Below are 24,078 nucleotides of genomic sequence, written 5' to 3'. Positions count from 1 at the left end.
TCATCCGTCTCCGGCTTGACCTGCCCAGGGCGTGGCATCTAGGCACCTCCTGGACGCCACGCTAACAGCCAGGAACCTTAAGTCACTGGTATTGTGGCTAACCCCCGCTTCACCAACCTGATCTCCTCCGGGAAAACGAACGCTGCCTGCGACCTGGTCAACGCCTGCGCGCTGGACGACGGAGGGCTCCCTCAAACCTTGGCCGCCAGGTTGGTCCATGCGCTTCGGGCCAGCAGCGGAGTGATCCGTGAAAGCGTGGCGTCCTTACGACCCGTTCAGAAGACGCCCCAGAGCGAGGCGTTCCTCGACGAGAAGGGCGCCTCCCGATGAGCGCCCCCACCGAGCAACTCTCCCTGATCACCCCGGACGAACCCTCGCACGCTCCGGCCGACGACGCCGTACGGCTGCTGCTGTTCAACGCCCAGCACGCCTCCCCGGACCGCTCCCGCCGTCAGGCCGCCTGGGTCGCCGCCCAGGAGAACGCGGACATCGCCGTCTTCACCGAGGTGTCCTCCACCCACGGTGGCGACGCTCTCCTCACCGCGCTCGGCGAGCGCGGGTACGCCACCGTGATCGCCCCGCAGCCGGCAGAAGCCGACTACCGCACGGTCATCGCCTGCCGCACCGCCGACGCCCACCCGGCCCAGAGCCCGGTCGCCGTCACGCCCCACCGGGCCCCGGCCGCCCGCGTCACCGTCGGCGGCCACGACATCGGCGTCCTCGGTCTGTACGTCCCCTCCCGCGGCCCCAAGCAGCAGCGCAGCGTCGCCAAGCGCGCCTTCCAGGACGCGGTCACCGAGGCCCTGCCGAAGCTCGACGCTGCCTTCCCGGACATGCCCGTCATCGTGGCCGGGGACCTCAATGTCGTCGAGCGCGGCCACCAGCCCCCGCACAAGGTGTTCGGCGCGTGGGAGTACGCCTTCTACGACTCCTTCCTGGCCGTCGGTCTCACCGACGCTTTCCGCCACCTGCACCCCGACAAGGTCGCCCACTCCTGGTACGGGCGCAGCGGCAACGGCTTCCGCTTCGACCACCTCTTCGTCGCCACCTGCCTTGCCGACCGTGTCCTCGCCTGCGACTACCACCAACAGGCCCGCGAAGAGGGTCTGTCCGACCACTCGGTCATGACGCTGCGCCTGGGCCTGTCGTCCAGCCCGGGCGGACAGGGTGAGGCACCGGCTACGAGCTCTTGCTGACCACGGACTGCCGCTACGCCCGAACGTCGGCGTTTCGGCCAACCACCCCCGGGCCGCGTGCCCTTACGCGGCAAGGGTCGGTGCACTGCGCACGTTCGGAAATCCGCTGAATCACCGGGCGCGCAACGCGTCCGAAAGGAACAGGTGCTCGAAATCGTGGGGCGTCGTTGAACACACCGACGCCACCACCACGCCCACGAGGAGGAACACATTGACGCCAGTCGAACCAGGCGGCGACACGATCGCGAGCGGCCCGAAGGCCGGAGCTGCGGACAGCATCTCGGACGCCGAGCAGGAACTGTACGGTGGCCGGCTGCGCTACGACCAGTCGTACGTCCGGCACGAAGGGCCGCTGACCCGGCTGAAGTTCGGGCACATGGCGGCCGCGCTGCCGCACATGGTCGGCATGGTGCTGCGCACCGGCTGGAAGGCGGACCGGCGCGCCCTGATGGGGGTCGTGGCGGCCGAGCTCGGGCAGGGCGTGACGGCCGCGTGTGGCCTGGTGGCGGTCAACGGCGTCCTGGCGCAGTTGTTCGCCGACGGTCCGACCGTGGACAAGCTCCGCGACGCGCTGCCGTCCCTGGTCGTGCTCGCGGTCACGGCGGTGGCGACCGCGGTGCTGTCGGCGTGGTCGACGGCGATGTCGGGCCGGCTGGAGCCGCAGGTGGAGCGGGCGGTCTCCGCCCGGTACTACACGGCCGTCACCGGTGTGGAGGTGGAGGCGACCGAGCGGCCGGAGGTCCAGCGGGTTCTGGAGGCGGGCCGGTTCGGCACGGACTCGGCCCGTAGCATGCTGCGGCTGTCGGTCGGCGTCGGCAATGTGGTGATCGGCATGGTGGCGGCCGCGGTCGTGCTCGCGGCGCTGCACTGGGCGTTGTTGCCGATGCTGCTGGCGATCGCCCTGCCCAAGGGGTGGGGCGCGGTCCGTTCCGCGCGCCGGGACTACCTGTCCCGGATGAACTGGGTCGACCACCGCAGGGCGATCGCGTCGCTGCTGGCCTACCTGACCCGGCCGCACGCCGCCGGTGAGCTCCGTGTGCACGCCGCCGGCACGAAGCTGCTGTCCAGCTATGAGGAGATGTCGCGGCAGACCGAAGCCGAGCAGCGGCGGCTCGCTCGGGCGCAGGCATCGACGGATCTGGTCGCGGGCGCGTTCGCCGGTGTGGCGTCGCTGGCCTGCTACGGGATGCTGTGGTGGCTGCTGTCGACCGGTGGTCTGCCGCTCGCCGTCGGCGGGACCGCGGTGATCGCCATCCGTACCTCGACGGCTCGGCTCACGTCGCTGGTGCAGCAGGTCAACCGGCTGTACGAGGAGCTGCTGTTCCTCACCGACACCGAGGACGCGATCAAAGTGGCGGGTGAGAACGCGATCCCGCTCTCCGGTACGCCGCTGCCCGTGCCGGTGCGGGAGGTGATGACGGAGGCGGTGTCGTTCACCTATCCGGGTGCCGACGGCCCCTCCCTGAAGGGCGTGAGCGTGCGGGTGCCGCGGGGGGAGGTGACGGCCCTGGTGGGTGCGAACGGCTCGGGGAAGACCACGCTCACGAAGGTGCTGGCCGGACTGCTGCTTCCTGCGGAGGGAGAGGTGTGGTGGGTGGGCGAGTCGGGCGAGCGGGTCGAGCTGCGTGAGGCGGACCGTACCCAGGTTTTCGCCGAGATCGGGCTGCTGGCTCAGGACTTCCCCCGCTGGGAGATGACGGCGGCCGCGAACGTGGCTATCGGCGCTGGCGACCGCCCGAGGGACATGGAGCGCGTCCGCAAGGCCGCCGGCGAGGCGGGCGTACTTGAGCTGGTCGAGGGCCTGCCGCACGGCTGGGACTCGATCGTGTTCAAGGGCTACGAGCGCGGTGTCCAGCTCTCGGGAGGCCAGTGGCAGAAGCTGGGGTCTGCTCGAACAAGGTATCGACAGGCTCCGTTCCTGCTGGTCGACGAGCCGACCAGTGCGCTCGATGCCCATGCGGAGATTGCCGCTTTCGCGGGGCTGTGGTCCCTGGCCGAGGAGGGGCACGCGGTCGTGCTCGTCACCCACCGGCTCGCCGCGACCATGCACGCCGACCACATCTACGTCCTCGATCAGGGGTGTGTCGTCGAGGACGGCACCCATGAGGACCTGATGGCCCGCACGGGCGGCCTGTATCGGGGGATGTTCGCCGCCCAGGCCGCGCAGTACGGGCTCGCGCCCACGGCCGACCCGATTCCCCGGCCGCGTGGCACCCAGCCGTCCGGCCGCGAGACGGCGAGCTGATCCACCGGAGCGACTTCCTCCAGCCCGACCCGCCCCCCTACATCGAAGGCGAGACGACGCCCATGTCACTCTGTTCCACCGCGATCCGCAGGACCGTCGAGGCGTACCTCGGCCGGCACCCCGGCGAGCGTGACGCCCTGGCCGGGCTCCTTGACGCGCTGGACCGGTCGGTCGATGCGACCGCCCGGACGACGCTGCCCGGGCACGTCACGTGCAGCGCCGTCGTGATCGACCGGCGGGGCCGGGTCCTGCACATCCGTCACCGGGCCACCGGCGGCCTCATGCTCACCCCGGGCGGCCACATCGAGCCCGGGGACCGCACACTGCTCGCCGCGGCGCTGCGCGAGGTGTCGGAGGAGGCCGGGATCCCGCCGGGCGAGCTGTGCCTGACCCGGCAGCTGCTCGGTTCTCCGATCGACATCGACGTCCACGACATCGACGCCAGCCCGGCCAAGGACGAACCGGCCCACCGCCACTACGACTTCCGCTACGTCTTCTACCTCGCCAGTGAGGAGCCTCCGGCGATCGCGCTGCAGGACGCGGAAGTGTCCGGCGCCCAGTGGCTCCCGCAGCAGGAGGTCACCTCGCCGACTCTGCGCGCGAAGTTCCTCCAGGCGCGGCTGGACGGCTGGCCGGAGCCGGTGAACGCCTCCGCGCTGGTCCATGACGGACAGGGCCGGTACCTGCTCCACTTGCGCGACCACAAGCCCGGCGTCATCTGGGAGCCCGGGGCGTTCGCGCTCCTCGGCGGCGGGCGTACGCACGACGACGAGAGCCTTGAGGGCACCCTGCTGCGGGAGCTGTCCGAGGAGGTGCCCGACCTCCGCCTCGAGGACCTCACGCCCTACGCCGTGGAGGACGCCACCAGCATCGACGGCCTCAGCGTTCCGGTCCAGGTGTTCACGGGCCAGTGGCGCGGCAACCCCGACCGTCTCGCGCTGCACGAGGGGGTGCTGTTGCGCTGGTTCGCGCCCGATGAACTGGACCGGCTGCGGCTGAGCCCCGCCACCCGCGCTCTGATTCGCTGGCACGCCGCCGAGAACCCTCCGGACGACGGCCGGGCCGTGGCTCCTCCCGTGTGGGACGGGGGCGACCGGGTGGTGCTGAACGGCGTCGGGGTCCACCTCCACCTTGAAGACGACGAGGGCCGGGTGCTGCTCGGCCTGCGTCACCCCGATTCGAAGTACGCGGGCGACACCTGGCACTACCTCGCCGGGCGGTGCGAGCAGGAGTCCGCCCTCGCGTGCCTGGTCCGCGAGGCGTGGGAGGAGGCGGGGCTGGTCATCGACCCCGCGGACGTCGAGCTCGCGCATGTCGTCCACGTCGTCGACGCCCCGGGCAGCCTGCCCTTGATGCAGCTCGTCTTCCGGGCGCGCCGCTGGGAGGGCACGCCTGAGGTACGCGAGCCGGACAAGTGCCTGACCTGGAAGTGGTGGCCGGCGCGCGAGCTTCCGGACCGTCTCGTCTCCTACACCCGGACGGCCATCAGCAGCATCGCCGAGGGCCGCGCGTTCTCACAGATGGGCTGGTGAACGGCGTGCGCACACCTACCAGCCGCAGGCCCGGGCCGGGTGCCCGGCCCGGCGCCGCCCACAGGGCTGCCCTGGTGCCGGGGGTACCGAGATGAGCGGCGAGGCCGAGGCGATGATCGTGGCCGGGATCCTGGCGCTGCTGTACCGGATCGCGCCGGCGGCGGTCAGCCGGGGCCCGGCGGGAACGGCGACCCGCAACTACCTCGCCGAGGACCGTGAGGGCGGGCGCTGGTTCGTGAAGGCGTACCCGCCCGGCACCGATGTGGCCGAAGAGCGGCAGGCGCTGGCCCTGGGTGAGACGGCGAGACGGGCCGGGGTGTCGGTACCGGCCGTGCGGCGGACTGTGAGCGGCGACATGATCGCCTCAGCCGGAGGGCTGTCGGTGTCCGTGGCGCAGTACGTCGCGGACACGCACACCGCCGAGGGCGGTCTGTCTGGCGGCCGGTGGGATGCGGTGGGCGAGGCCGTGGGCCGGCTGCACCGGGTCCTGGCGGGCCACCCGGCCGGCCCGCCGCGCCCTGTTGAGGCCCGCGCAGTGTGCGACGTCGCGCGGGCCGGGCGGCGGCTGGAGGGACTCCTCGCCCGTTGGGAGGCCGCGCCACCGCCACCAGGCGGGTTCGCCGCCTGGTGCGCCCACACCGCGGAGCAGCGTCGTGCCGTCCTTCCCGAGGTTGCGGCCCGCCTGGAGAAGCTGCCGGCCACCCTGATGACGCAGGTCGTACACGGCGACCTGGCCTCGCCCAACCTGCTGCTGCGCGGCGAGACGGTCGCCGCGGTGATCGACTTCCGGCCCCCGTCGCATCGCAGTGCCGCCTGGGAGCTCGGCCGGATCGTACTGGACCCGCGCACAGTCCTGGCCCGCCCGGACGAATGGATCCCGGGCCTGGCCCGCGCGGTCGGTGCCTACCGCACCGCGAACCCGCGGCTTCCGGCCGAGGACCTCCTCGCCGTGCCGCGGGTTGCCGCCGGGTACCTGGCCTGCTCGGTCTATCCCCTGTCCGAGCCGCTGAACGATCCCGCCGCGGTTACCCCGGCGCTGGAGGCGTACGGGCGCGCGCGGCACGAGGCCACGGACGTGCTGTGGGAGCGCCTGGACGAAGCCGAGGAGGTGCTCCATGACGTCCTGCGCTGAGACCCCCTCCGCCCCGAGCGCCTCGCTGTGGCGGCACCGGGACTTCCGCCGCTACCTGACCGGCCAGACCGCGAGCGTGGCCGGCAGCTCGATCACCCAGATGGCGCTGCCGGTGCTCGCCGTGCTCCACCTGGACGCCACGACCGCCCAGGTCGCGTGGCTGGCGTTCCTCGGACAGCTCCCTCCCGCGCTGCTCGCCCTGCACGCCGGCGCGCTCGCCGACCGGTACTCCAAGCGACGGCAGATGATCACCGGCGACCTGGTCAGTGCCGCGGTGCTCTCTACCGTGCCGGTGGCGGCCGCGCTGGGCACCCTGACCCTGACACAGCTCGTGATCGTCGCCGTGGTCCAGGGGGCGGCAAGCGTGCTGCACGACGCGGCGGCCATCAGCCTCCTGCCCAGCCTCGTCGACCGGTCCTTGATCCAGCGGAGCAACAGCCGCGTGGGCGCGCTGTTCGCGATCGCCGCGACCGCCGGCAGCCACCTCGGCGCCGCGCTGACCGCGCTGCTCGGCCCCGCCCGGGCCCTGCTCGGCGACGTCGTCTCCTTCCTGATCAGCGCCGGATGTACCGCCCGCATCCAGGCCCGCGAACCCGCCACGCGTCGACCGCAGGCCCGCCAGCTGGGTGAGGAGATCGGCGAGGGCTTGCGGTACGTGCACGGCGACAAGAGGCTTCTGACCCTGACCCTGGTCAACGCCACCACCTCCCTCGCACTTGGGCTGCTCAACACCCTGTGGGCGCTGTATCTGCTGCGGACGCTCGCGATGGGCGCGACCGCGTTCGGTGTGGTGCTCGGCCTCGGCGCGCTGGGGGCGGCCGCCGGGGCGCTCACCGCACCGGCGCTGGCCCGCCGGTGGGGCCCGGGGCCGATGATGCTGACCGCGCTCGCGATCACCCCGCTGACCCAGATCCCGCTACTGCTCGCCTCCCCCGGCCTTCGCTGGCAGGTCGCGGTCGGTGCCGCGCTGTTCCTGCAACTGGTCTGCGCCGGTGCCGCTGGGACCACCCAGCGATCGATTCGTCAGATCATCACCACAGCCGGGATGCAGGCGCGGATGCAGGCCGTGAGCACCTGGCTGACGGCCGGCGCCCGCCCAGTGGCCGCACTGCTCGCCGGCGGCCTGGGCACGTGGATCGGGGTGCGGCCCACCCTGACCGCCGGAACCGTCCTGCTGCTCGTCCCCCTCGCGGTGCTCGCCCGCTCCCCACTGCGCGCGCTGCGGCACATGCCGGACACGCCTCCCGTCCCGCCGGGGACAGGCGACGCTCCCGTGCCGTCGCCGCTCGCACTGCGGACGGCCCCTCCGGCCGTGCCCACGCCTACCCGCGCGGAAGACGACCGCCACGACCGCTCGCCCGGAGGAGACGCCACGTGAACAAGGTGCCGCACGCCGCCATGGCGACGTCTGCCGTGCCCACCCCGTCCGAGCCCCTGAAGTGCGACGGGCGCGGTGACTCAGCCCTGTCCGCCGGCCCCTTCCTGCCGCCGCAGTGCGACGGCGACACCTCCGGGGCCGCGGCCGCCCGGGCGACGATGGTCGCCCGGCTCGAGGGGAGCGGAGAGCTGCGCCCCGGGCCGGTGCGCGAGGCCCTGCTCGCGCTGCCGCGCCAGGTCCTGATGCCCCAGGCGTACGTGCGGCGTAGCACCCCGGACGAGACCCCGCCGCGCTGGGATCTGCTCGACTGGTCCCGCCCGGCCGACCGGGAGGAGCGGCTGCACAGCGGGGACAGCGTCGCGATTCAGCACGACGGGGAGCCGGTCCTCGGCCGTACTGCCGGATGGCGCCGCGGGGGTGTGATGACCGCGATGTCGAGCACGATGGGCATGACCGCGGACCTGCTTCAGCTCCTGGACCTGCGGCCCGGGCAGCGGGTGCTGGACGTCGGAACCGGCGCCGGAGTGACCGCGGCGGTGGCCTGCTTCGTGTGCGGCGACGCCGACGTCGTCACCCTCGACATCGACCCGCACGTCACCGCGGCCGCCCGCGAGCGCCTGTCCTCCCTCGACTACCAGCCGGCCGTAGTGACCGGAGACGGCACCACGGGCTGGCTCGACGCGGGCCCGTACGACCGGATCTTCGTCTCCTTCGCCGTCCCTCGCGTACCGACAGCACTGGTGGAGCAGCTGGCGCCGGGCAGGCGCGCGCTGATGACGCTCGGGACGTCGTCGCCGTCGTGGCCGGGCCTGGCCGTGATCGACAAACGACCGGACGGCACCGTGGAGGCGCAGCTGCGCGCGGTCGAGTTCGGGCACCGTGCCGCCGCGGGCTTCGACCGGCTGTTCCTGTCCGTCTCCTTCCGCAAGGCGATCACCACGGGCAACGGGCGGACGCAGCGCACCCGGATCGCGCCACCGAGCGACACGGCTCGCGGCATGTGGCTGGCCCTGGACGCCCTTCGGCCGGGCCTGGTGCGCCACTTCGGCGCCGAGGACCTGACGATCGGCGCGCCCGAGTGCGGGTCGTGGATGCGCGCGCGGGCCGCCGGCCACCGCCGGTGGGACGTGACGACCTGCGGCCCCCGGGACATCTGGGCGGAGATCCAGGATGCCGCTGGCCAGTGGCGGGCGGCCGGTGAACCGGCCGCCTACCAGCTCCACTTCGACACCGACGGCAGCCAGCGGGCCACGAGTCCAAACGGCGCCCTGAACTGGCACCTTCCCCACACTCCTGGAGATGCGCGATGACCCGCCCCGACCAGCCGGCCCCGGCGGCACTCTGGGACGACGCCCTGTTCGGGCCCGAGGCCGCCGACTACGCCCGCTACCGTCCCGGCCTGCCGGACGCCGCGGTCCATCTCCTGGCCGCCACCCAGCACGGCGTGCCCGACCCCGTCCTGCTGGACCTGGGGACCGGCACAGGCCAGGTGCCCCGCGCGCTGCTGCCCGTCCTGCACCGCCTGGTCCACATCGACCTGGTCGACGTGAACGCCTCAATGCTCGAGGTGGCCCGCGCCGCACTCGAACCGGTCCGCGGAGGATGCACGGTCGACGTCTTCACCGGCGCCGCCCACACCTTCGCCCCCGCCGGACCCGGGCGGGCGCCCACCCTGATCACCTGCAGCCGTGCCTTCCACTGGATGTCCCGCCCTGAGGTCCTGTCCATGGCCGACCGGGTGGCCGCGCCGCACGCCGTCGTGGCGGTCATGGGCGACGGCAGCCTCTGGACCCACCAGGCCGACTGGACGGCCACCCTGCGGGAGCTGATTCAGACCTACCTCGGCGAAGACCGGCGCGCGGGCACCCGCGGCACCTATGCCGGACCAGGCCGCGCCTACGAGGACGACCTCTCCGACTCGGCGTTCAGCAACGTGACCGAGCACCGCTTCCCCGTCGCCCGCGCCTGGACACCCGAGGACGTGATCGGCTACCTACGCACCACCAGCTTCGCCCGCCCCGCCCTGTTCGCCGACCGCCACCACGCGTTCGAGGCCGCCGTGCTCCGGCTCCTCCAAGAGCACGCCCGCGGCGGAGTCCTGAAGGAGGACACGGAGTTCACCGTGCTGCTCGCCCGCCGCCGGGGCGGTGACGCGTGACTGGCGTCCAGCGGCACACGGAGCCGCTCGACGTCCACCTGGTCGCCGTGCGCGACGGCGCGGCGGGGCCCGAGGTGCTGCTGTCCCGGCGGGCCGGCGACGTCTACGCGGCCGGCTGCTGGCATCTGGTCAGCGGACATCTGGACGGCCCGTGGGAGGACGTGGTCACCGCCCTGGTGCGCGAGACCCGGGAGGAGGCCGGCATCGTCGTCGATCCGACCGACGTCCGCGCGGCCGTCACCGTGCACCATCGCTCCCCCACGGGCGGTGCCCGGCTTGGGGTGTTCTTCGAGGTGAGGCGCTGGGACGGCATCCCGGAGGTCATGGAGCACCGGGTGTGTGACGCCATGGGGTGGTTCTCCCTCGACGCCCTGCCGGAGCCGATGGTGGCCTACTGCCGGGCGGGACTGGACGCCTACGGGGCCGGCGCGCGGATGGCCGTCCATTTCCAAGAGCCCGGCGATCCGATCGCCTACGACCCGACCGTCGACCGGCTGGTCCTGGTCCCCGACCCCGCCGCGCGCGGCGCGGTCCCGGAGCAGGAGGTGCGCGCGTTCGCCGAGCAGGCGGTCGGCCGGATCACCACATGGACGGACGTGTCCTGGGCACGGGCGGAAAGTCGCGTTTGGAGGGCGGACGGCGCCCAGGGCGGCACCTGGTACGTCAAGGTCCATCAGAACGACCGCTTCCACCGGCGTGAAGTGGACGCACTGCGCGGCTGGGTCGCCGGGCTCGGGGCGGCCGCGCCCCGGCTGGTGGCCGCCGACGCGGGGCTGCGGGCCGTGGTGCTCACCGCTGTGGGCGGCCAGTCCCTGCACGGCGCCGTCTACTCGCCGGAACAGCAGCGCCTCATCTTCCGCCGCATCGGGCAGCTCGCCGCCGCCATCCACACCAGCGCCCCACCGAGTCCAGCCGCCGGCACCCTGCCCCTGGGGAAGCTGGAGCGGCACCTAAACGGCGCCCGCGCCCACCTCGCGGCCGGAGACGAGGAGTTCATCCGCACCACCGCCGAGAAGGCCGCCGGCCTGCCCGCCCTGGAGGGGGTTCCCACACACGGCGACTTCCAGCTGCGCAATCTGCGCTGGGACGAAGACGCCGATGTCCTGTACGTGATCGATTTCGAGCGGTCGGAGGAAGGCCCGGCGATCAGGGACTTCGTGCGGCTGTCCGATGCCTGGCACGGCCGCCCCGACCTTCTGCAGGCCGTGATGGACGGCTACGGCCGCCCTTTCACCCCGGAGGAAGAGGCCCAGCTCGCGGTCCTGTCCGTCCTGGATTCCGTCTCCGGCGTCTCCTACGGCGCCGCCCACGGCGATCCCGAGCTCGTCGAGCGCGGCCTGCGCACGCTGGCCCGGCTCCGCGCCGCACAACGCCCCTGACCCGACCGCACCTACGTACGAGGAGCAGCACGTTGACTTACACCGCACGCGACGAGTGGGAGCAGCACTTCAGCGACGGCAAGAACTTCCGGCAGGTCGGTGAGCGCGAGCGGAAGCTCCTCGCTGAGCACACCCCCGCTCCGGACGGCGACAGCCGGGCGCTTGACGCGGGCTGCGGCACCGGCGAGCTGGCCGCCTACCTCGCCTCCCTTGGCTACACCGTGGACGCCGTCGACTTCACCGACAGCGCGCTCGCCCGGGCTCGCGAGGAGCACGCCGACGTCGAGGGCGTGCGGTGGCTGTATCTGGACATCGAGCGCGACGATCCGGCCCCACTGGACGCGGAGGGGTACGACCTGGTCGTCATGCGGTTGATGTATCCGTTCCTGAAGGACCGCGGTCGTGTCCTGCATGGGCTGGGTGAGCGGCTGCGGGACGGCGGCGTTCTCGTAGTCATCACACCGGTGGTGGAGAACACGCCTGAGGAGCGGCGCGGCATCGCCTTGGACGAGGACGAGATCGCCGTGCTCGCCGCCGGATGGGAGACGGTGGAGCGGCTGGACGCTGACGGTCTGGCCTTCCTGGTCCTGGGCGGGCCCTGCCACGCCGACACCCGGGCCGTCGAAAAGAGGCCGACCACCGCCCATGCCCTGACCGGCGCTCTCGCTGTCGTCACCGACGATGCCGGCAGGGTGCTGCTCGGCCGGTCCCGCCGCGGCATGTTCGAGCTGCCCGGCGGCAAGACCCGCGGCCCGGAAGGCTTCGCCGTCGCGGCGGTCCGCGAACTCGCCGAGGAGACGGGACTGGTCGCCGACCCGGCCGACGCGTACGTGGTGACGATGCTGGTCGACGACAGCCACGGCATCCCGCGGCTCACGGCCGTCGTCCGCATCACCGCGTGGACGGGCACCCTGACCAACCAGGAACCGGAGCTGTTCGACCGCTGGGAGTTCTTCGACCTGCACACTCTCGCCTGTGTTGGGGACATCTTCGTCCCCGCCGCGCAGGCGCTGGATGCCGTGTGGCCCGGCGTCATCCCGGACCTGCCACCCGTGATCTCCTACCCGCTCGCCGCCGATCGGCCGCCTGTGCCGGGTGAGCCGGCCGAGGCCGTCCGGCTGCGCCAGGCGATGGCCCAGACGGTCATCAACGGCGGCTGGGCCCCGTCCGAGCCCGTCCGCAGCGCGCTGCGGACTGTCCCCCGGCATCGTTTCGCCCCCGAGGTGAACCTCGCGGCCGCGTACGACGGTGGCGACCGGGCCGTCATCACCCGGCGCGACGAGACCGGGACGGCGATCAGCTCGGTGTCCGCGGCCTGGCTCCAGGCGGACATGATCGAGAACCTGTGCCTGACGCCGGGCGCGATCGTGTTCGAGGCGGGATCCGGCGGCTACAACGCCGAACTCATCTCCCACGTCGCCGGGCCCGAGGGCCGCGTGGTGACCGTCGACATCGACTCGTGGGTCGTGCGCCGCACCCGCCGGTTCACCGCGGAGGCCGGCAGCGGACGCGTCACCGTCGTCGAGGCCGATGCGGCTCTCGGCGCACCCGCCAACCTCGTGCCCCGCGGCGGCTTCGACGCGAGCGTGATCACCTACAACTGCTGGGACATCGCCCCGGCCTGGCGGGAGCAGCTGGCCGAGGGCGGACGTCTGGCCCTGCCGCTGGAAATCGGCGGCTACACCCGGGCAGTCACCTTCGAGCGGCGCGGGCAGGTGCTGGAGGCCCGGCACTTCACGTACTGCGGCTTCGTGCGGGACCAAGGACAGCAAGCCCGCACCATTCCCGTCACCGGTCTCCTCGACGGTGAGCTGACGCTCCGCTTCGAGAACGGCACCGCCGCCGAGACGGCGGGCCTGGAGGAGGCGCTGCGCGGGCCGCGGCACGAGATCGCCACCGGCGTCACCATGGGGGCGGGCGCCTACTTCGGCTCCCTGCAGTTGTACGCGGCCACCACCCTGCCGGCCTTCTGCCGGCTGGCCGCCCACCAGGACACGGGTATCACCGCCATCGCGAAGGACCGCGACGCACCGGCCGTCGTCGGCGACGCCTCGCTCGCCTACCTGATCCACGTCCAGACCCGGCAAGGCGAGCTCCCCGAGGACAAGGAGTGGGAGTGGGGCGTCCACGCCTTCGGCGAGCAGGGCCCCCAGCTCGCCGAGCAGTTGGCTGCCACGGTGCGGGCGTGGGACCGCCACGTACGCGCCGACGACAACGACAAGCACGCCGATCCGCTCCTGACCGTCCACCCGGCTGGCACACCCGACGATCAGCTGCCCGCCGGGCACGTCCTGGACAAGGAGCACTGCCGCCTGGTGTTCCAGTGGCCGTGCCGAGACGGGCACCTGCCAGGTCCGGCTCGGCACCACCGCGCGGTCCGCGCACCTGCACCGGTACTGGAAGACAAGTGACCCAGCCGCGCGACACCACCTGATCGACAGCACTTCCCGACCGCCGTTCACCGCCGCACCGCGGCATGCACGCCTCACCACGCGGAGACCAGAACCCGTCATGACCGCCACCCCCTCCACCCGCTCCCTCCGGCTCGGCACCCGCCCGAGCCCGATGGCCATGGAACAGACCGACCGGTTCGCCCACGCCTTCCGCACCCGCTACCCGCACATCCCCCTCGACATCGTCACCATCACCTCCGAAGGGGACCAGCACCGCGGCCCGCTCGCCCAGATCGGCGGTAAGGGCGCCTTCACCCGGCGTGCCGACGAACGCCTCCTCCACGGCAGCGTCGAGGCAACCATCGCCTGCGCGAAGGACCTGCCAAGCCCCCACGACCGCAAGCCGGGAATCTCGGCCGGCGTGGTCCTGCCCCGGGAAGACGTCCGCGACGCCCTGGTGCTGCCCGCCGGGCACCCGCCGGCCACGCTCGCCTCGCTGCCGCCCGGCACCCGGGTCGGCACCAGCGCTCCCCGCCGCGCCGCCCTCCTCAAAGCCCTCCACCCAAAGCTGGTTGCGGTGCCGATCCGGGGCAACGCCGACAGCCGCCTCCGTGCCCTTGATTCCGGCGTACTGGGCGCCGACGTGATGATCGCCGCTCTCGCCGGTCTGCGCCGCCTCAACCTCGCCGACCGCGCCGCCGAAATCCTCGACCCCACCGTGTGGCTGCCCGCCTCCGGCGCCGGAATCGTCGTCATCGAGCACCGCGCGGACGACCACGCCACCGGCAACGTCCTCGCCCCGCTCGCCCACGCCCCCACCCACCTCCTCCTCGACGCCGAGCGCGCCACCCTCGCCGCCCTTCACGGCAACTGCCTGACCGCCGCTTCCGCCCACGCCACCCTCAACCCGGCAGCCGACCTCGTCACCGTGCACGCGGTCGTCGTCGACCCGGAAGGAGGCACCCCGATCCGCACGACCGCCACCGGCCCCGCCGACCACCCCGCCGTCGTCGGCCAACGGGCCGCCCAGCGCCTGCTCGACGCGGGAGCCGCCCACCTCCTGGGAGCCCGGCCATGAACCGCAGCGCACCGCCCACCGACCGGGCGGTGTTCACGCCGCCCAGCGAGAAGGCCGACCGGGTACGGATGCGTACGGCACACCGAGCCGCGGCCCGGGCGTTCGCGGTGAGGGCGGGCGGGCCGGAGGCATGGGGCTGGCAGGGTCGTACTCTGAGCCGCCGGGCCGGCCGCTGGTGGCTGCGCCTGGTCTGCGCGCCCGAGGACAAGCGCGGGAGCCGGCTATGGGAGGGAAACGCCTCTGCCGACGCGTCCCTTCCCCGCACGGTGCCGCGGCCCCGCCTCCATCAGGTCAGCGCGTGGACCCGTGGCGGCCATGCCTACCGCGCCGAGCTGTCCGAGTACATCCTCAACCGGCCCTCCAGACCGGCGGCCCCGTCCTCACGTCCGAGGCCAGCCTGCCGAACTCATGGTGGGGTGATCTACGCACCGCCCTCGCCACCACCGCGACGGTGCCAACCGACCGCCAAGCCGTACGCCGGCAGTGGATCGACCGCAACTTCGCCCGCTTCCTCGGCATCCCCACGCCCGCAGCCATCTCCTGGACCACCGGCCACGGCGACCTGCACTGGGCCAACCTCACCGGCCCACCGCTGGTCATCCTCGACTGGGAGGGATGGGGCCAGATGCCCGTCGGGTTCGACGTCGGGCTCCTCCGCGCGTACAGCCTCGCCCGGCCGGCCACGGCCGCCCGGATCCGCGCCGAGTTCGCCCACGTCCTGGACACTCCCGCCGGGCGGACCGGCGAACTCGTCGCGCTCGCCCAGCTCCTCCAGGTCGCCGGTCGCGGCGGCCACCCGGAGCTCGCTCCCCACCTCGCCCGCCACGCCGAGCACCTCACCGGCTCCCCAGTCCCCATACCGTGACCGCCCCGGAGGTCCCCGTGCTGCCCAGCTTGCTTGCCGTCTTCGCACACCCGGACGATGAATCCCTCCTCGCCGGGGGCGTCCTCGCCCAGCATGCCGCGGCCGGGGCCCGCACGGCGGTCGTCACCGCCACCTGGGCGCCAGACAGCCGCCGGGCTCCCGAACTCGCCGACGCCCTAACCGTCCTGGGTGCCGGCACCCCACGCCTCCTCGGCTACAACGACGCCCGCAACCCCGAGGCGGCCCCCGGCCGGCCCCGGCTCGTCGACGCTCCCCTCGACGAAGCAGTCGGCCACCTCGTCGCCCACATCCGCGACTTCAAGCCCGATGTGGTCATCGGCCACGACGCGGTCGGCCAGCTGACCGGCCACCCCGACCACGTACGCACGCACCAAATCACCCTGCTCGCCGTCGAAGCGGCCGGCCTCGCCCACCTGCATCCCGAAGCGGGCCCGCCCTGGCAGCCGGCCGCGCTGTACGCCGCCACGCACCCCGAGTCCGGCGTCGACCTGCTCGGCCCGCTGCTGGAAGGGGTAGACAAGGCCGTCTTCGCGGTGCCGGACTCGTACGTGACCACCAGCGTCGACGTCAGCCCCTGGGCCGACGTGAAGTGGCGCGCGATCCTCGCACACCGCGGCGAGGTCGCACGCGAGCGGCCCCTGCCCGGCATCCTCGCTCGCCTCCCCGAAGCCGACCGCAACCAGATCATCCAGACCGAACACTTCACCCGCCTCACCCCAGGCCCCGTGAAGGGCGACCCAGATCAGCTGACCATCTGAAACCCGGCCCCGTGCCAGCCGCCCCTTCACCGCCAACCAGCAAGCACTCACCGATCGGAGAGAAATGACGCCGACTTCTGCGCCCGACGAACCTCCCAGCGTGGCGATGAACGAGGCTGCGTACGGGGCGTTGCGCGCCTCGGCCGCCCTGTGGGCGGGAACCTCCGTGCTGATCACCAACCAGCGCGGGCAGGTCCTGATCCAGCGCGTCGGCTACCGCCCCACGTGCCTGCTGCCGGGCGGCGCCGTCGACAAGGGCGAATCCCCCGCCCAGGGCGCCGCCCGCGAGCTGAAGGAGGAGCTCGGCACCACGGCGACCGTCAACCGCGGGCTGGTTGTCGACTGGGTCTCCCCCGCCGGTCGTACAACACCCCCCGCGATGAAGTTCCCCGGCGAGCTCCTGCACGTCTTCGACGGCGGCGTCTGGGACAAGGACCAGATCGCGGCGATCCGGCCCGCGCCGGGCGAGATCGAGGCCGTCGAGTTCGTCGAACCCGCCAACCTGCCCGCTCTGATGTCTCCGGGCGATGCCCGCCGCGCCCTGTCCGCGCTCCGCGCCCGCATCAGCGGCGCCGGTCCGGCGTTCCTTGAGGACGGGCTCCCTATCGCTCCCACCGTGCTTGACCGGGTCGGCGTCCTGCGCACCGCCCGAGCCCGTCACCACTTCCCTTTCCACCCCGTACCGGTCCCCGAGGACCTCACGGTTCGCCAGTCCTGGGCGTGGACCTTCGCCCCGGACGGGCGTGTCCTCGTCCTCCTCGATCCCGACAGCGGCGCGGCCTGCCTGCCCGGCGGCACACCGAGGCAGGCTGGGAGTCCAGTCTCTGGGGCAACGCGACCGCCCCCTTCATGCTTCGCCGCCGCCTCAGTGTCATGCCGCGGACGCCCTACGTCCGAGGATGCTCGTCCCGTTTCTTCGAGGCGGGACGGGCGCACGGTGTGCTCATCGTGCGCCCGCGGTGTTCAGTGATCAGTCGATGGTGTCGACGACCTCGCCGAGGTCGACGAACTTGAAGCCGGTGGCCTCGCGGTCGCCGTCACCTGGGGTCTCCTGGCCGTCCTGGACGACGAGCAGGCCGTGGGGGTAGCGCCTGCCGAGCGGGACGTTGAGGGCGGCGGCACCGTCGCAGGCCTCGGAGCCGTCGAGCGTGGTGGAGGCCGCGGTGATGCGGAAGGCGTTCTCGTACTCGTTGTCCTCGTCGCGCTCGCGGTCGTAGGCGACGAAGGTGTTGTCGCCCTGGCTGGAGGCGAGCAGGTAGCCGTCGCCGTCCGGCTCGGTGACCAGGGTCAGGCCCTCGACGTCGGCCGTCAGGTGCGTACCGCCGAAGCCGGGGTCGGCACCGGGCGTGCACTCCTCGGTCTGCTCGTCGTACGTGCCCGGGACGCCGTACTCGCGGACCTTGTCGATCAGGGTCGGCGTGCCGGTCAGGCCCGCGTCGATGCGCCAGATTCCGACGTCCTCCTGCCCCGCGTACAGGGTGCCGTCCTTGGGGTCGACGACCATGCCCTCGACCTGCGGCAGTTCGCCCGGCTCGACACAGGGCGTCCAGGCGGCGCCGTTGGGCAGGCGGAAGGAGGAGGGCAAGTCCAGGGTGCGGACCTGGCGGTAGTAGACGGTGCCGGACGTGGTGGAGAGCAGTTCCAGCAGGGCGATCCGGGTGCGGTTGCGCTGGCTGACCAGGGCGTAGGAGCGGCCGGTGCCGCGTTCCGTCCAGGTGGCCAGGCCGTACGCGGTCTGCTGCTTGTTGATCTCGGCCTGGTCGGCGGAGAACACGGGCCGCACGCCGGGGTCGGTGACGTCGGTGAGCGGGCCGCCGGGCTTATCCCGGTCGATGCGGTAGATCCGCAGCCGGTCGTTGCCGCGGTCGCTGACCACCGCGACGTCCGTACGGACGCCGCCCAGGCGCAGGCCCTGCACCAGGTCGACGTTGTTGAAGCGGCCGGGCTTGTCGTCGGCGCTCGGGCCGGCCGGGGCGGGGATCGACTGCACCTGGCGCGCGTCCAGGTCGTAGGCCCGCAGGCCACCCTGCTTGGCGGTGGCGATCACCAGGCTGCGGTCCGGGTCGGCAGGGTTACGCCAGATCGCCGGGTCGTCCGCGTTGGCGTTGCCGCCGGCCTCGTCGTCGAACAACGGCGCGGTCTCGGCCTTCGGCCGGACGCTGTCGATCCCGGAGGCCTGCGCCGGGAGGGCGAAGGAGGCCGCCAGTGCCGTGCAGAGAGCGAGCGCGGAGGCACGAGGTGCCAGACGTATAGTCACGATTCTTCCTTGTATAAGGTGATTTACCCTGTTAGGAAAGACACTCGCGGTCGCACATGTCATGGCCACGACTGAAAAGTGGCCGGTGGTTGAACACATCGCGAAAGCCGTGGAGCGAAGATCGGGCCGCCCCGGCCGGCCCTCTCATGCCCGCGGCCGTTGGCTCCGCTGCGGCCTCGCCAAGAAGATCGACCAGTACAAGGCGCGCCACCTCTTCTTCGACAAGTCCGCACGTATGCGGAGGCTCCTGGGGCCGGAGCGCCCGAGTAGGGGCTCCGGCCGCAGGAGTGCTGGCGGTGGGCTGGCTCGGTCAGCCGATCGCGATGCCGTCGACCAGGAAGATGGTCGACAGGTAGGCGTCTTCGGTGCCGGCGAACTCAAGCTTCACCGTCTGGCCCTTGTAGGCGGACAGGTCGATGGTCTTCTGAACGTATCCGGAACTCGCGTTGGCGTTGGAGTAGGTGGCCAGCGTGGTGCCGTTGACCTTGACCTTGAGGGTGTCGTAGGCGATGGAGCCGTACTCCTGGGTGGAGACCTTCAGCCAGAAGGTGAGCTTCGGGGTGCCGGTGGAGGGCACCGCGATGTTCGACTGGGACAGGGACTCGATGGCGCTGGCGCCGTAGCCCATCATCCAGGCGTACCAGGACCCGTCGCGCGCGGCCTGCAGAGAGGAGTTGGTGATGATGCTGTCACTCTGGGTCCAGCCGCTGGTGCCCGACTCGAAGCTGCCGTTGGTCAGCGCGTTGCCGCTGGAGGTCGTGGTCGGCGAGGGGGTGGAGGTGCCGGTGCCGGGGTCGGACAGGGCGGTGCCGACGCTGACGGCTGCCCATGCCTTGGAGACGAGGTAACGCTCCTGGGAATCGGTGCCGTAGAGGTCGGCGGCGGCCTGCAGGGTGGCGGTGCGGGCGCCGGAGTAGTTGGTGGTGGAGGTCATGTAGGTGGACAGCGCCCGGTACCAGACGGCGGCGGCCTTGTCCTTGCCGATGCCCGTGAAGGTGTCGCTGTTGCAGGTGGTGCCGTTGTGCGAGCGTCCGCCGATGGTCTTGGCCCCGGTGCCTTCGGCGGCCAGGTAGAAGAAGTGGTTGCCGATGCCGGAGGAGTAGTGGACGTCGGCCGAGCCGGCGCTGGAGGTCCAGCAGGACAGCGAGCTGCCGTCGGCGGAGGGGTTGTCCATCCGGCGCATGTATCCGGCCGACATGTTGAGCTTCTCGCCGATGTAGTAGTCGCCGGGGTCACCGGTGTTGTTGGCGTAGAACTCGACCATGCTGCCGAAGATGTCGCTGGTGGCTTCGTTGAGGCCGCCGGACTCGCCGGAGTAGTTGAGGTTGGCGGTGGCGGCGGTGACGCCGTGGCTCATCTCGTGGCTGGCCACGTCGAGCGTAGTGAGCGGGGTGTAGCTGTTCTGCGAGGAGCCGTCGCCGAAGAACATGCAGAAGCAGTCGTCGTCGTAGAAGGCGTTGAGCAGGTTGGTGTCGACGTGCACGTAGGCGGGGGCGCCGAGGCCGTTGTTGCGGATGCCGGAGCGGCTGAAGGAGTCCTTGAAGTAGTCCCAGGTCTTCGCCAGGCCGTAGGAGGCGTCCACGGCCGTGCTCTCGCGGCTGGACGTGGTGCCGGTGCCCCAGGAGTTGGTGGTCTTGGAGAAGGTCCGGGCGTTCAGCTTCGGTGTCGACTGCGAGCTGTTGTACGAGTCGTAGATGATGGTGCTGCCGTGCGTGGGGTCGGTGAGGGTGTAGCTGCTGCCGGACAGGGTGGTCTCGATGGAGACCTGGCCGACGTTGACGCCGTTGCCGGTGCCCGTGACGCTCTGGTGCAGCTCGTACTGGTCCAGCAGAGTGCCGCTGGTCGCGTCGACGATCACCGCTTCCCGCGAGGCTGGGCCGGTCTCGCCCGCGCCGGTGACGGTCGAGCGGTAGGCGAGGACCGGCATCTTGCCGACTGCGTACACCACCAGGGTGCTGTCCTTGCCGCCGGCCTTCGCGTTCTTCACGTGCTTGGCGTGCTTCACGGCCTTGGCCGAAGCATCGGCCGCCGTCAGCTTCGGGGTGGTGTCGGCGACCCGGATCGCGCCCTGGTGAGCCATGTCCGAGCTGGTGATCGTGCCGTCCTCGGCGAGGTGCACCACGAGGTCGCCGGCGATCACGGGCAGGCCACTGTAGGTGCGGTCGTAGCGCACGTGCCGGGTGCCGTCGGTGTCGATCAGCACGTCCTTGGCGACCAGACGCTCAGCGGGGCTCAGGCCGAGCTCGCGGGCGGTGGCTGCCGCGTTCCGGTCGGCCGTGCGTATCGCCTCGTTACGCGCGTCGGCCGTCATCGCCTGGAACCCGGCGCCGGGGCGGGCGGCGGATTCTCCGGCGGCCGAGGTGGACTGGGCGGTCGCGGTGGACTGGGTGGCCACCACGGTCATGGAGCCCAGGGCGAGGGCTGCCGCGATACCGGCTGCCAGGGGGGTTTTGCGGTTCATCGTGATCCTTCCGCCGAGCCACGTCGGGGATAGGCCGCAGAACGTCATCAGGGGTGTGGGGGGCGTTCGGCGGCAGTTGGCCCGGCTGTGGCGATGAGGCTAGGGACGCGGGGGGCGGCAGACATCAGGGCAACCCCTTGATCTGGACCGGGGAGGTCCGGCGGGGCACCATGGCCCGATGCAAGACGCTGCGATGCGGGTGAACGCATCCCACGAGGCCGGTCCCGTACTGACGGAAGACGTGCGGGGCTCCCGCCGGGTGGTCCTGTGCGGACCGCCCGGAAGCGGCAAGACCACCGCGGCCGAGGCCCTGGGGCAACAACTGGGCCTGCCCGTCCTGCGGTTGGCGCCACGTCCGCAGGACGCCCAGGTTCCCTATGCCGGACTGCTCGAACTCGCGCTGGCCCTCCCCGCGCTGCCCGCCGCGCGGGAGCTGACAGCGGAACTCGACGAGGCCACTGACCAACAAGGGTCCCCGGACCCTGCCGGTTCGGCCCTACGACTGCGCCGGCAGACCGCCGCTCTGCTACGGGACTCACCGCCCATGACGCTGGTGGTGGACAACGCCCAGTGGCTGGACCCGGCCAGCGCGGCCGTCCTGGGCTGGGCCCTGCGACTGACCCCGGACCTTCCCGTCATCGCCGCCGAGCGCACTTGGCGCCCGGGCACCGCCGGTCACTGGTGCGGGGAAGACGCATGCGCGGTGCGCATCCCGCCCCTGACGGCCCCCCAGGTCGCGACCCTGCTCTCCCCGTACCGGCTCGTCCCCCGCGAGGTCACACGTATCCACACCCACAGCGGTGGGAACCCGGCGCTGGCCCTGGCACTCGCCGAGGGCTGCGGCCACACTACCGCCGCGCCGATCACCGAGGACGACCCGGTGCTCCCTCCCTCGACCCTCCGGCTGGTGGGCGAATGGCTGGGCACCGTGTCGGTGGAGGTCCGGGAACTGTTGACGCTCGCCGCACTCGACGACCGGCCCGACCTCGACCTGCTGAGCCGTCTCGCCGGCCCGGCAGCCGAAAGCCTCCTGGCCGAGGCCGAGGCAGCCGGGCTCATCGACCCCGTACAGCCCGGCAGGGCCATACGGTTCACCGCCTCCGCGATCGGCACCGAACTCGCGGCCCGGCTGCCGGGCCACGCGCGCAGACTCCTGCACGCCCGCCTGGCCGAGGCCAGCCACGACAGCGTCCGCCGCGACCGACACACCGCGCTGGCAACCGATGCCGCCGACCCCAGGTCGGCCCGCCTCGCCGCCCGCGCCGCCGCACGCGCCAGGCAGCGCGGCGACCACGCGCTCGCCGCCGAACTCTCCCTCCTCGCCGCCCAGCGCACCCCGCACGACGACAGCGACCTGCTCACCGAACGGGCCCTGACCGCCGTACGCGACGCCGCCCACTACGGCGACCTCCCCCGCGGCCGGGCCGCCGCCCGCCTCGTCCTGGGCCACGACACCACTCCCGCCCAACGCGTCGACGCCCTCGTCACCCTGATCGACGCGAGCGGCCAGCACTTGCAGAGCGCGGACGAACTGTTCGCCGATGCACTCCATGCGGCGGCCGGACAACCCGGCCTCACCGCACAGGTCCTCGTCCGTCAGTCCATCTGGGCCAACGTCAACGAGGGCGACCCCCACCGGGCGTGCGCCCTGGCCAGCCGGGCCACCGCCCTCGCCGAGACCGTCGGCGACACCACCACCGTCATGGCCCTCACCATGCAGGCCCGTCTCCAACGCGTCCTCGGACACCCCGACGCCGAGACCACGCTCAGCCGCGCCCTGTCCCTGCCACGCGCCGCCCCCCTCCCGGTCAACAGCACACCCCAGCACCTCGCCGCCCGGCACGCCCTCTTCGACGACCGTCCCGAGGAGGCCCGCACCGCGCTCTTGCCCCTACTCGTCGAAGCCGAGCGGACGGGAGACGCCGAGGCAACCGTGGACATCCTGCGCAGCCTCGCCGAGGCCGAACTCCGCGCCGGACAGTGCTCCAGGGCACTCGACCACGCCCACCGCGCCCAGGCGCTGACCGACGCAACCGCTCTGTCACCCGCACCGGCGTGCTACACCTCCGCCCTCGTCGAGGGCGCCGCCCGGCGCACCGACCTCGCCCTCGTCCACGCACGCCGCGGAGCCGACACCGCCCGGCAGGAGGACAACAAGATCTTCCTCTCCCGCAACCTCTTCGCCCTCGGCCACCTCCTCCTGACCACCGGCCGCCCCAAGGAAGCCCTGGAGGCCCTGGAGGAGGTCCGCTCGCTGGAAGAGCTCCAGCAGGTCCACGACCCGTCCGTTCTGCGCTGGCATCCCGAGCTCGCCGAGACCCTCGTCGCCCTCGGCCACCTCGACCAGGCACAGAGCCTGCTGGACGACACCCGCCGCACCGCGACCGGCCTCAGCAGGGACACGATCCTCCCCCCGCTCGAACGCGCCCAGGCGCTTCTGGATGCCGCCCGCGGCAATTACGACACCGCCGCCCGGCGCCTCACCGACGCGGCCGCCCGCCTCCACCATCTCCCCCTCGAACGCGGCAGAATCCTGCTGGCCCTCAGCCACACCGAACGACGCGGACGCCGACGCGCCAGCGCCCGCGCCGCCGCGCAGGACGCCGCCGACCTCTTCACCGCCCACCGGGCACACCCCTGGGCCGAAACCGCCGCGCGCACCCTCAGCCGACTGGACGCCGCACCCGCAGGCGGCAACACCCAGCCCCGCCTCACCTGCGCCGAACAACGCTGCGCCGAACTCGCCGCCGCCGGAATGAGCAACCGAGACATCGCCACCACCCTCACCATCAGCGTCAAGACGGTCGAAGCGACCCTCACCCGCGTCTACCGCAAACTCGGCCTGCACTCACGCTTCCAACTCGCGCACACCGTCATACCGGCACGTGAGTGACCCGCCCGGACGGCGGCTTGCCCGCCGCCCCCAGGGGACGCTGAGGTGATGGGCAAGCCCAGCCGGACCACCGGCCGGGGTGCGCGAGGGAGGGCACGATGCACAAATTCGAGACGGGCCGGACGGTCATACAGCGCGACGTGTACCCGACGGGCCGGGTGTGCTGGACCGCGGGCCCGTGTGTCACATGAGGTGACCCCTGGGGTGTGGACACTCTGACCAATGGATCTTGGTGGCCCGAGGAAGGGTGTCCTGGTGGGACGTAGGTCTCGGTATCCGGAGGAGTTCAGGAACGACGCGGTCGCGCTGTGGCGTGCGGCTACCGGCCGACG

Annotated in this window: 16 protein-coding genes; 14 read left to right on the top strand and 2 right to left on the bottom strand. The window is 72.3% G+C overall.

Going from position 1 to position 24,078, the window contains the following annotated elements:
* The first annotated feature begins 326 nt into the window (after positions 1-326).
* From ACFW22_RS33255 to ACFW22_RS33195, 13 genes are all read left to right on the top strand, one after another.
* Positions 327-1,196, top strand: a complete 870-nt coding sequence (locus ACFW22_RS33255) for an endonuclease (protein ID WP_386411955.1) — start codon at positions 327-329, stop codon at positions 1,194-1,196.
* 277 nt (positions 1,197-1,473) lie between these two features.
* Positions 1,474-3,441 carry an ATP-binding cassette domain-containing protein gene (locus tag ACFW22_RS33250; RefSeq protein WP_386411959.1) on the top strand — a complete coding sequence of 656 codons (1,968 nt, stop codon included), beginning with the start codon at positions 1,474-1,476 and terminating at the stop codon, positions 3,439-3,441.
* A 62-nt stretch (positions 3,442-3,503) separates the two neighbouring features.
* Positions 3,504-4,973, top strand: coding sequence for an NUDIX domain-containing protein (locus tag ACFW22_RS33245; protein WP_386411953.1), 1,470 nt, complete (start codon positions 3,504-3,506; stop codon positions 4,971-4,973).
* A 91-nt stretch (positions 4,974-5,064) separates the two neighbouring features.
* Positions 5,065-6,105, top strand: coding sequence for a phosphotransferase enzyme family protein (locus tag ACFW22_RS33240; RefSeq protein WP_386411951.1), 1,041 nt, complete (start codon positions 5,065-5,067; stop codon positions 6,103-6,105).
* On the top strand, positions 6,089-7,483 hold the full coding sequence (locus tag ACFW22_RS33235) for an MFS transporter (protein ID WP_386411949.1): 1,395 nt from the start codon (positions 6,089-6,091) through the stop codon (positions 7,481-7,483). The genes ACFW22_RS33240 and ACFW22_RS33235 overlap by 17 nt, the downstream gene beginning before the upstream one ends.
* On the top strand, positions 7,480-8,793 hold the full coding sequence (locus tag ACFW22_RS33230; protein WP_386411946.1) for a protein-L-isoaspartate O-methyltransferase: 1,314 nt from the start codon (positions 7,480-7,482) through the stop codon (positions 8,791-8,793). Before ACFW22_RS33235 ends, ACFW22_RS33230 begins: the two co-directional genes overlap by 4 nt.
* Positions 8,790-9,641: a class I SAM-dependent methyltransferase gene (locus ACFW22_RS33225; protein ID WP_386411944.1), complete on the top strand. Its 852-nt coding sequence runs from the start codon at positions 8,790-8,792 to the stop codon at positions 9,639-9,641. The genes ACFW22_RS33230 and ACFW22_RS33225 overlap by 4 nt, the downstream gene beginning before the upstream one ends.
* Entirely contained in the window at positions 9,638-11,020 is a 1,383-nt protein-coding gene (locus tag ACFW22_RS33220; protein WP_386411942.1) for a phosphotransferase, read from the top strand. The genes ACFW22_RS33225 and ACFW22_RS33220 overlap by 4 nt, the downstream gene beginning before the upstream one ends.
* Before the next feature lie 32 nt (positions 11,021-11,052).
* Positions 11,053-13,431, top strand: a complete 2,379-nt coding sequence (gene fxlM / locus ACFW22_RS33215; protein ID WP_386411940.1) for a methyltransferase, FxLD system — start codon at positions 11,053-11,055, stop codon at positions 13,429-13,431.
* Between the two features lie 100 nt (positions 13,432-13,531).
* On the top strand, positions 13,532-14,491 hold the full coding sequence (hemC, locus tag ACFW22_RS33210) for a hydroxymethylbilane synthase (RefSeq protein ID WP_386411938.1): 960 nt from the start codon (positions 13,532-13,534) through the stop codon (positions 14,489-14,491).
* A 451-nt stretch (positions 14,492-14,942) separates the two neighbouring features.
* On the top strand, positions 14,943-15,356 hold the full coding sequence (locus ACFW22_RS33205) for a hypothetical protein (RefSeq protein ID WP_386411936.1): 414 nt from the start codon (positions 14,943-14,945) through the stop codon (positions 15,354-15,356).
* A gap of 17 nt (positions 15,357-15,373) precedes the next feature.
* Positions 15,374-16,135 (top strand): PIG-L deacetylase family protein, encoded by a 762-nt coding sequence (locus tag ACFW22_RS33200; protein ID WP_386411934.1) that lies wholly within the window; start codon positions 15,374-15,376, stop codon positions 16,133-16,135.
* A 106-nt stretch (positions 16,136-16,241) separates the two neighbouring features.
* Entirely contained in the window at positions 16,242-17,105 is an 864-nt protein-coding gene (locus tag ACFW22_RS33195; RefSeq protein WP_386411957.1) for an NUDIX domain-containing protein, read from the top strand.
* Here the strand turns inward: ACFW22_RS33195 and ACFW22_RS33190 are convergent, their stop codons facing one another.
* Positions 17,106-18,392, bottom strand: a complete 1,287-nt coding sequence (locus ACFW22_RS33190; protein ID WP_386411932.1) for a phytase — start codon at positions 18,390-18,392, stop codon at positions 17,106-17,108.
* Between the two features lie 310 nt (positions 18,393-18,702).
* Positions 18,703-20,853, bottom strand: a complete 2,151-nt coding sequence (locus ACFW22_RS33185) for a M4 family metallopeptidase (RefSeq protein ID WP_386411930.1) — start codon at positions 20,851-20,853, stop codon at positions 18,703-18,705.
* A 178-nt stretch (positions 20,854-21,031) separates the two neighbouring features.
* Between ACFW22_RS33185 and ACFW22_RS33180 the strand changes: the two genes are divergently transcribed.
* Complete coding sequence (locus tag ACFW22_RS33180) at positions 21,032-23,746, top strand: AAA family ATPase (protein ID WP_386411928.1); 2,715 nt, start codon at positions 21,032-21,034, stop codon at positions 23,744-23,746.
* Positions 23,747-24,078: the final 332 nt, after the last annotated feature.

The organism is Streptomyces sp. NPDC058872 (assembly GCF_042743065.1).
In the GTDB taxonomy this organism is placed as follows: Bacteria; Actinomycetota; Actinomycetes; order Streptomycetales; family Streptomycetaceae; genus Streptomyces.
Note: the sequence above shows the minus strand (reverse complement) of the source record. Positions and strands in the feature narration are given on the sequence as shown.

Bases quoted from the DNA above. Each gene is read 5' to 3' on its own strand.
- ACFW22_RS33255 (WP_386411955.1), top strand. From the start codon at position 327: ATGAGCGCCCCCACCGAGCAACTCTCCCTGATCACCCCGGACGAACCC.
- ACFW22_RS33245 (WP_386411953.1), top strand. From the start codon at position 3,504: ATGTCACTCTGTTCCACCGCGATCCGCAGGACCGTCGAGGCGTACCTC.
- ACFW22_RS33240 (WP_386411951.1), top strand. From the start codon at position 5,065: ATGAGCGGCGAGGCCGAGGCGATGATCGTGGCCGGGATCCTGGCGCTG.
- ACFW22_RS33235 (WP_386411949.1), top strand. From the start codon at position 6,089: ATGACGTCCTGCGCTGAGACCCCCTCCGCCCCGAGCGCCTCGCTGTGG.
- ACFW22_RS33225 (WP_386411944.1), top strand. From the start codon at position 8,790: ATGACCCGCCCCGACCAGCCGGCCCCGGCGGCACTCTGGGACGACGCC.
- hemC (WP_386411938.1), top strand. From the start codon at position 13,532: ATGACCGCCACCCCCTCCACCCGCTCCCTCCGGCTCGGCACCCGCCCG.
- ACFW22_RS33195 (WP_386411957.1), top strand. From the start codon at position 16,242: ATGAACGAGGCTGCGTACGGGGCGTTGCGCGCCTCGGCCGCCCTGTGG.
- ACFW22_RS33185 (WP_386411930.1), bottom strand. From the start codon at position 20,853: ATGAACCGCAAAACCCCCCTGGCAGCCGGTATCGCGGCAGCCCTCGCC.
- ACFW22_RS33180 (WP_386411928.1), top strand. From the start codon at position 21,032: ATGCAAGACGCTGCGATGCGGGTGAACGCATCCCACGAGGCCGGTCCC.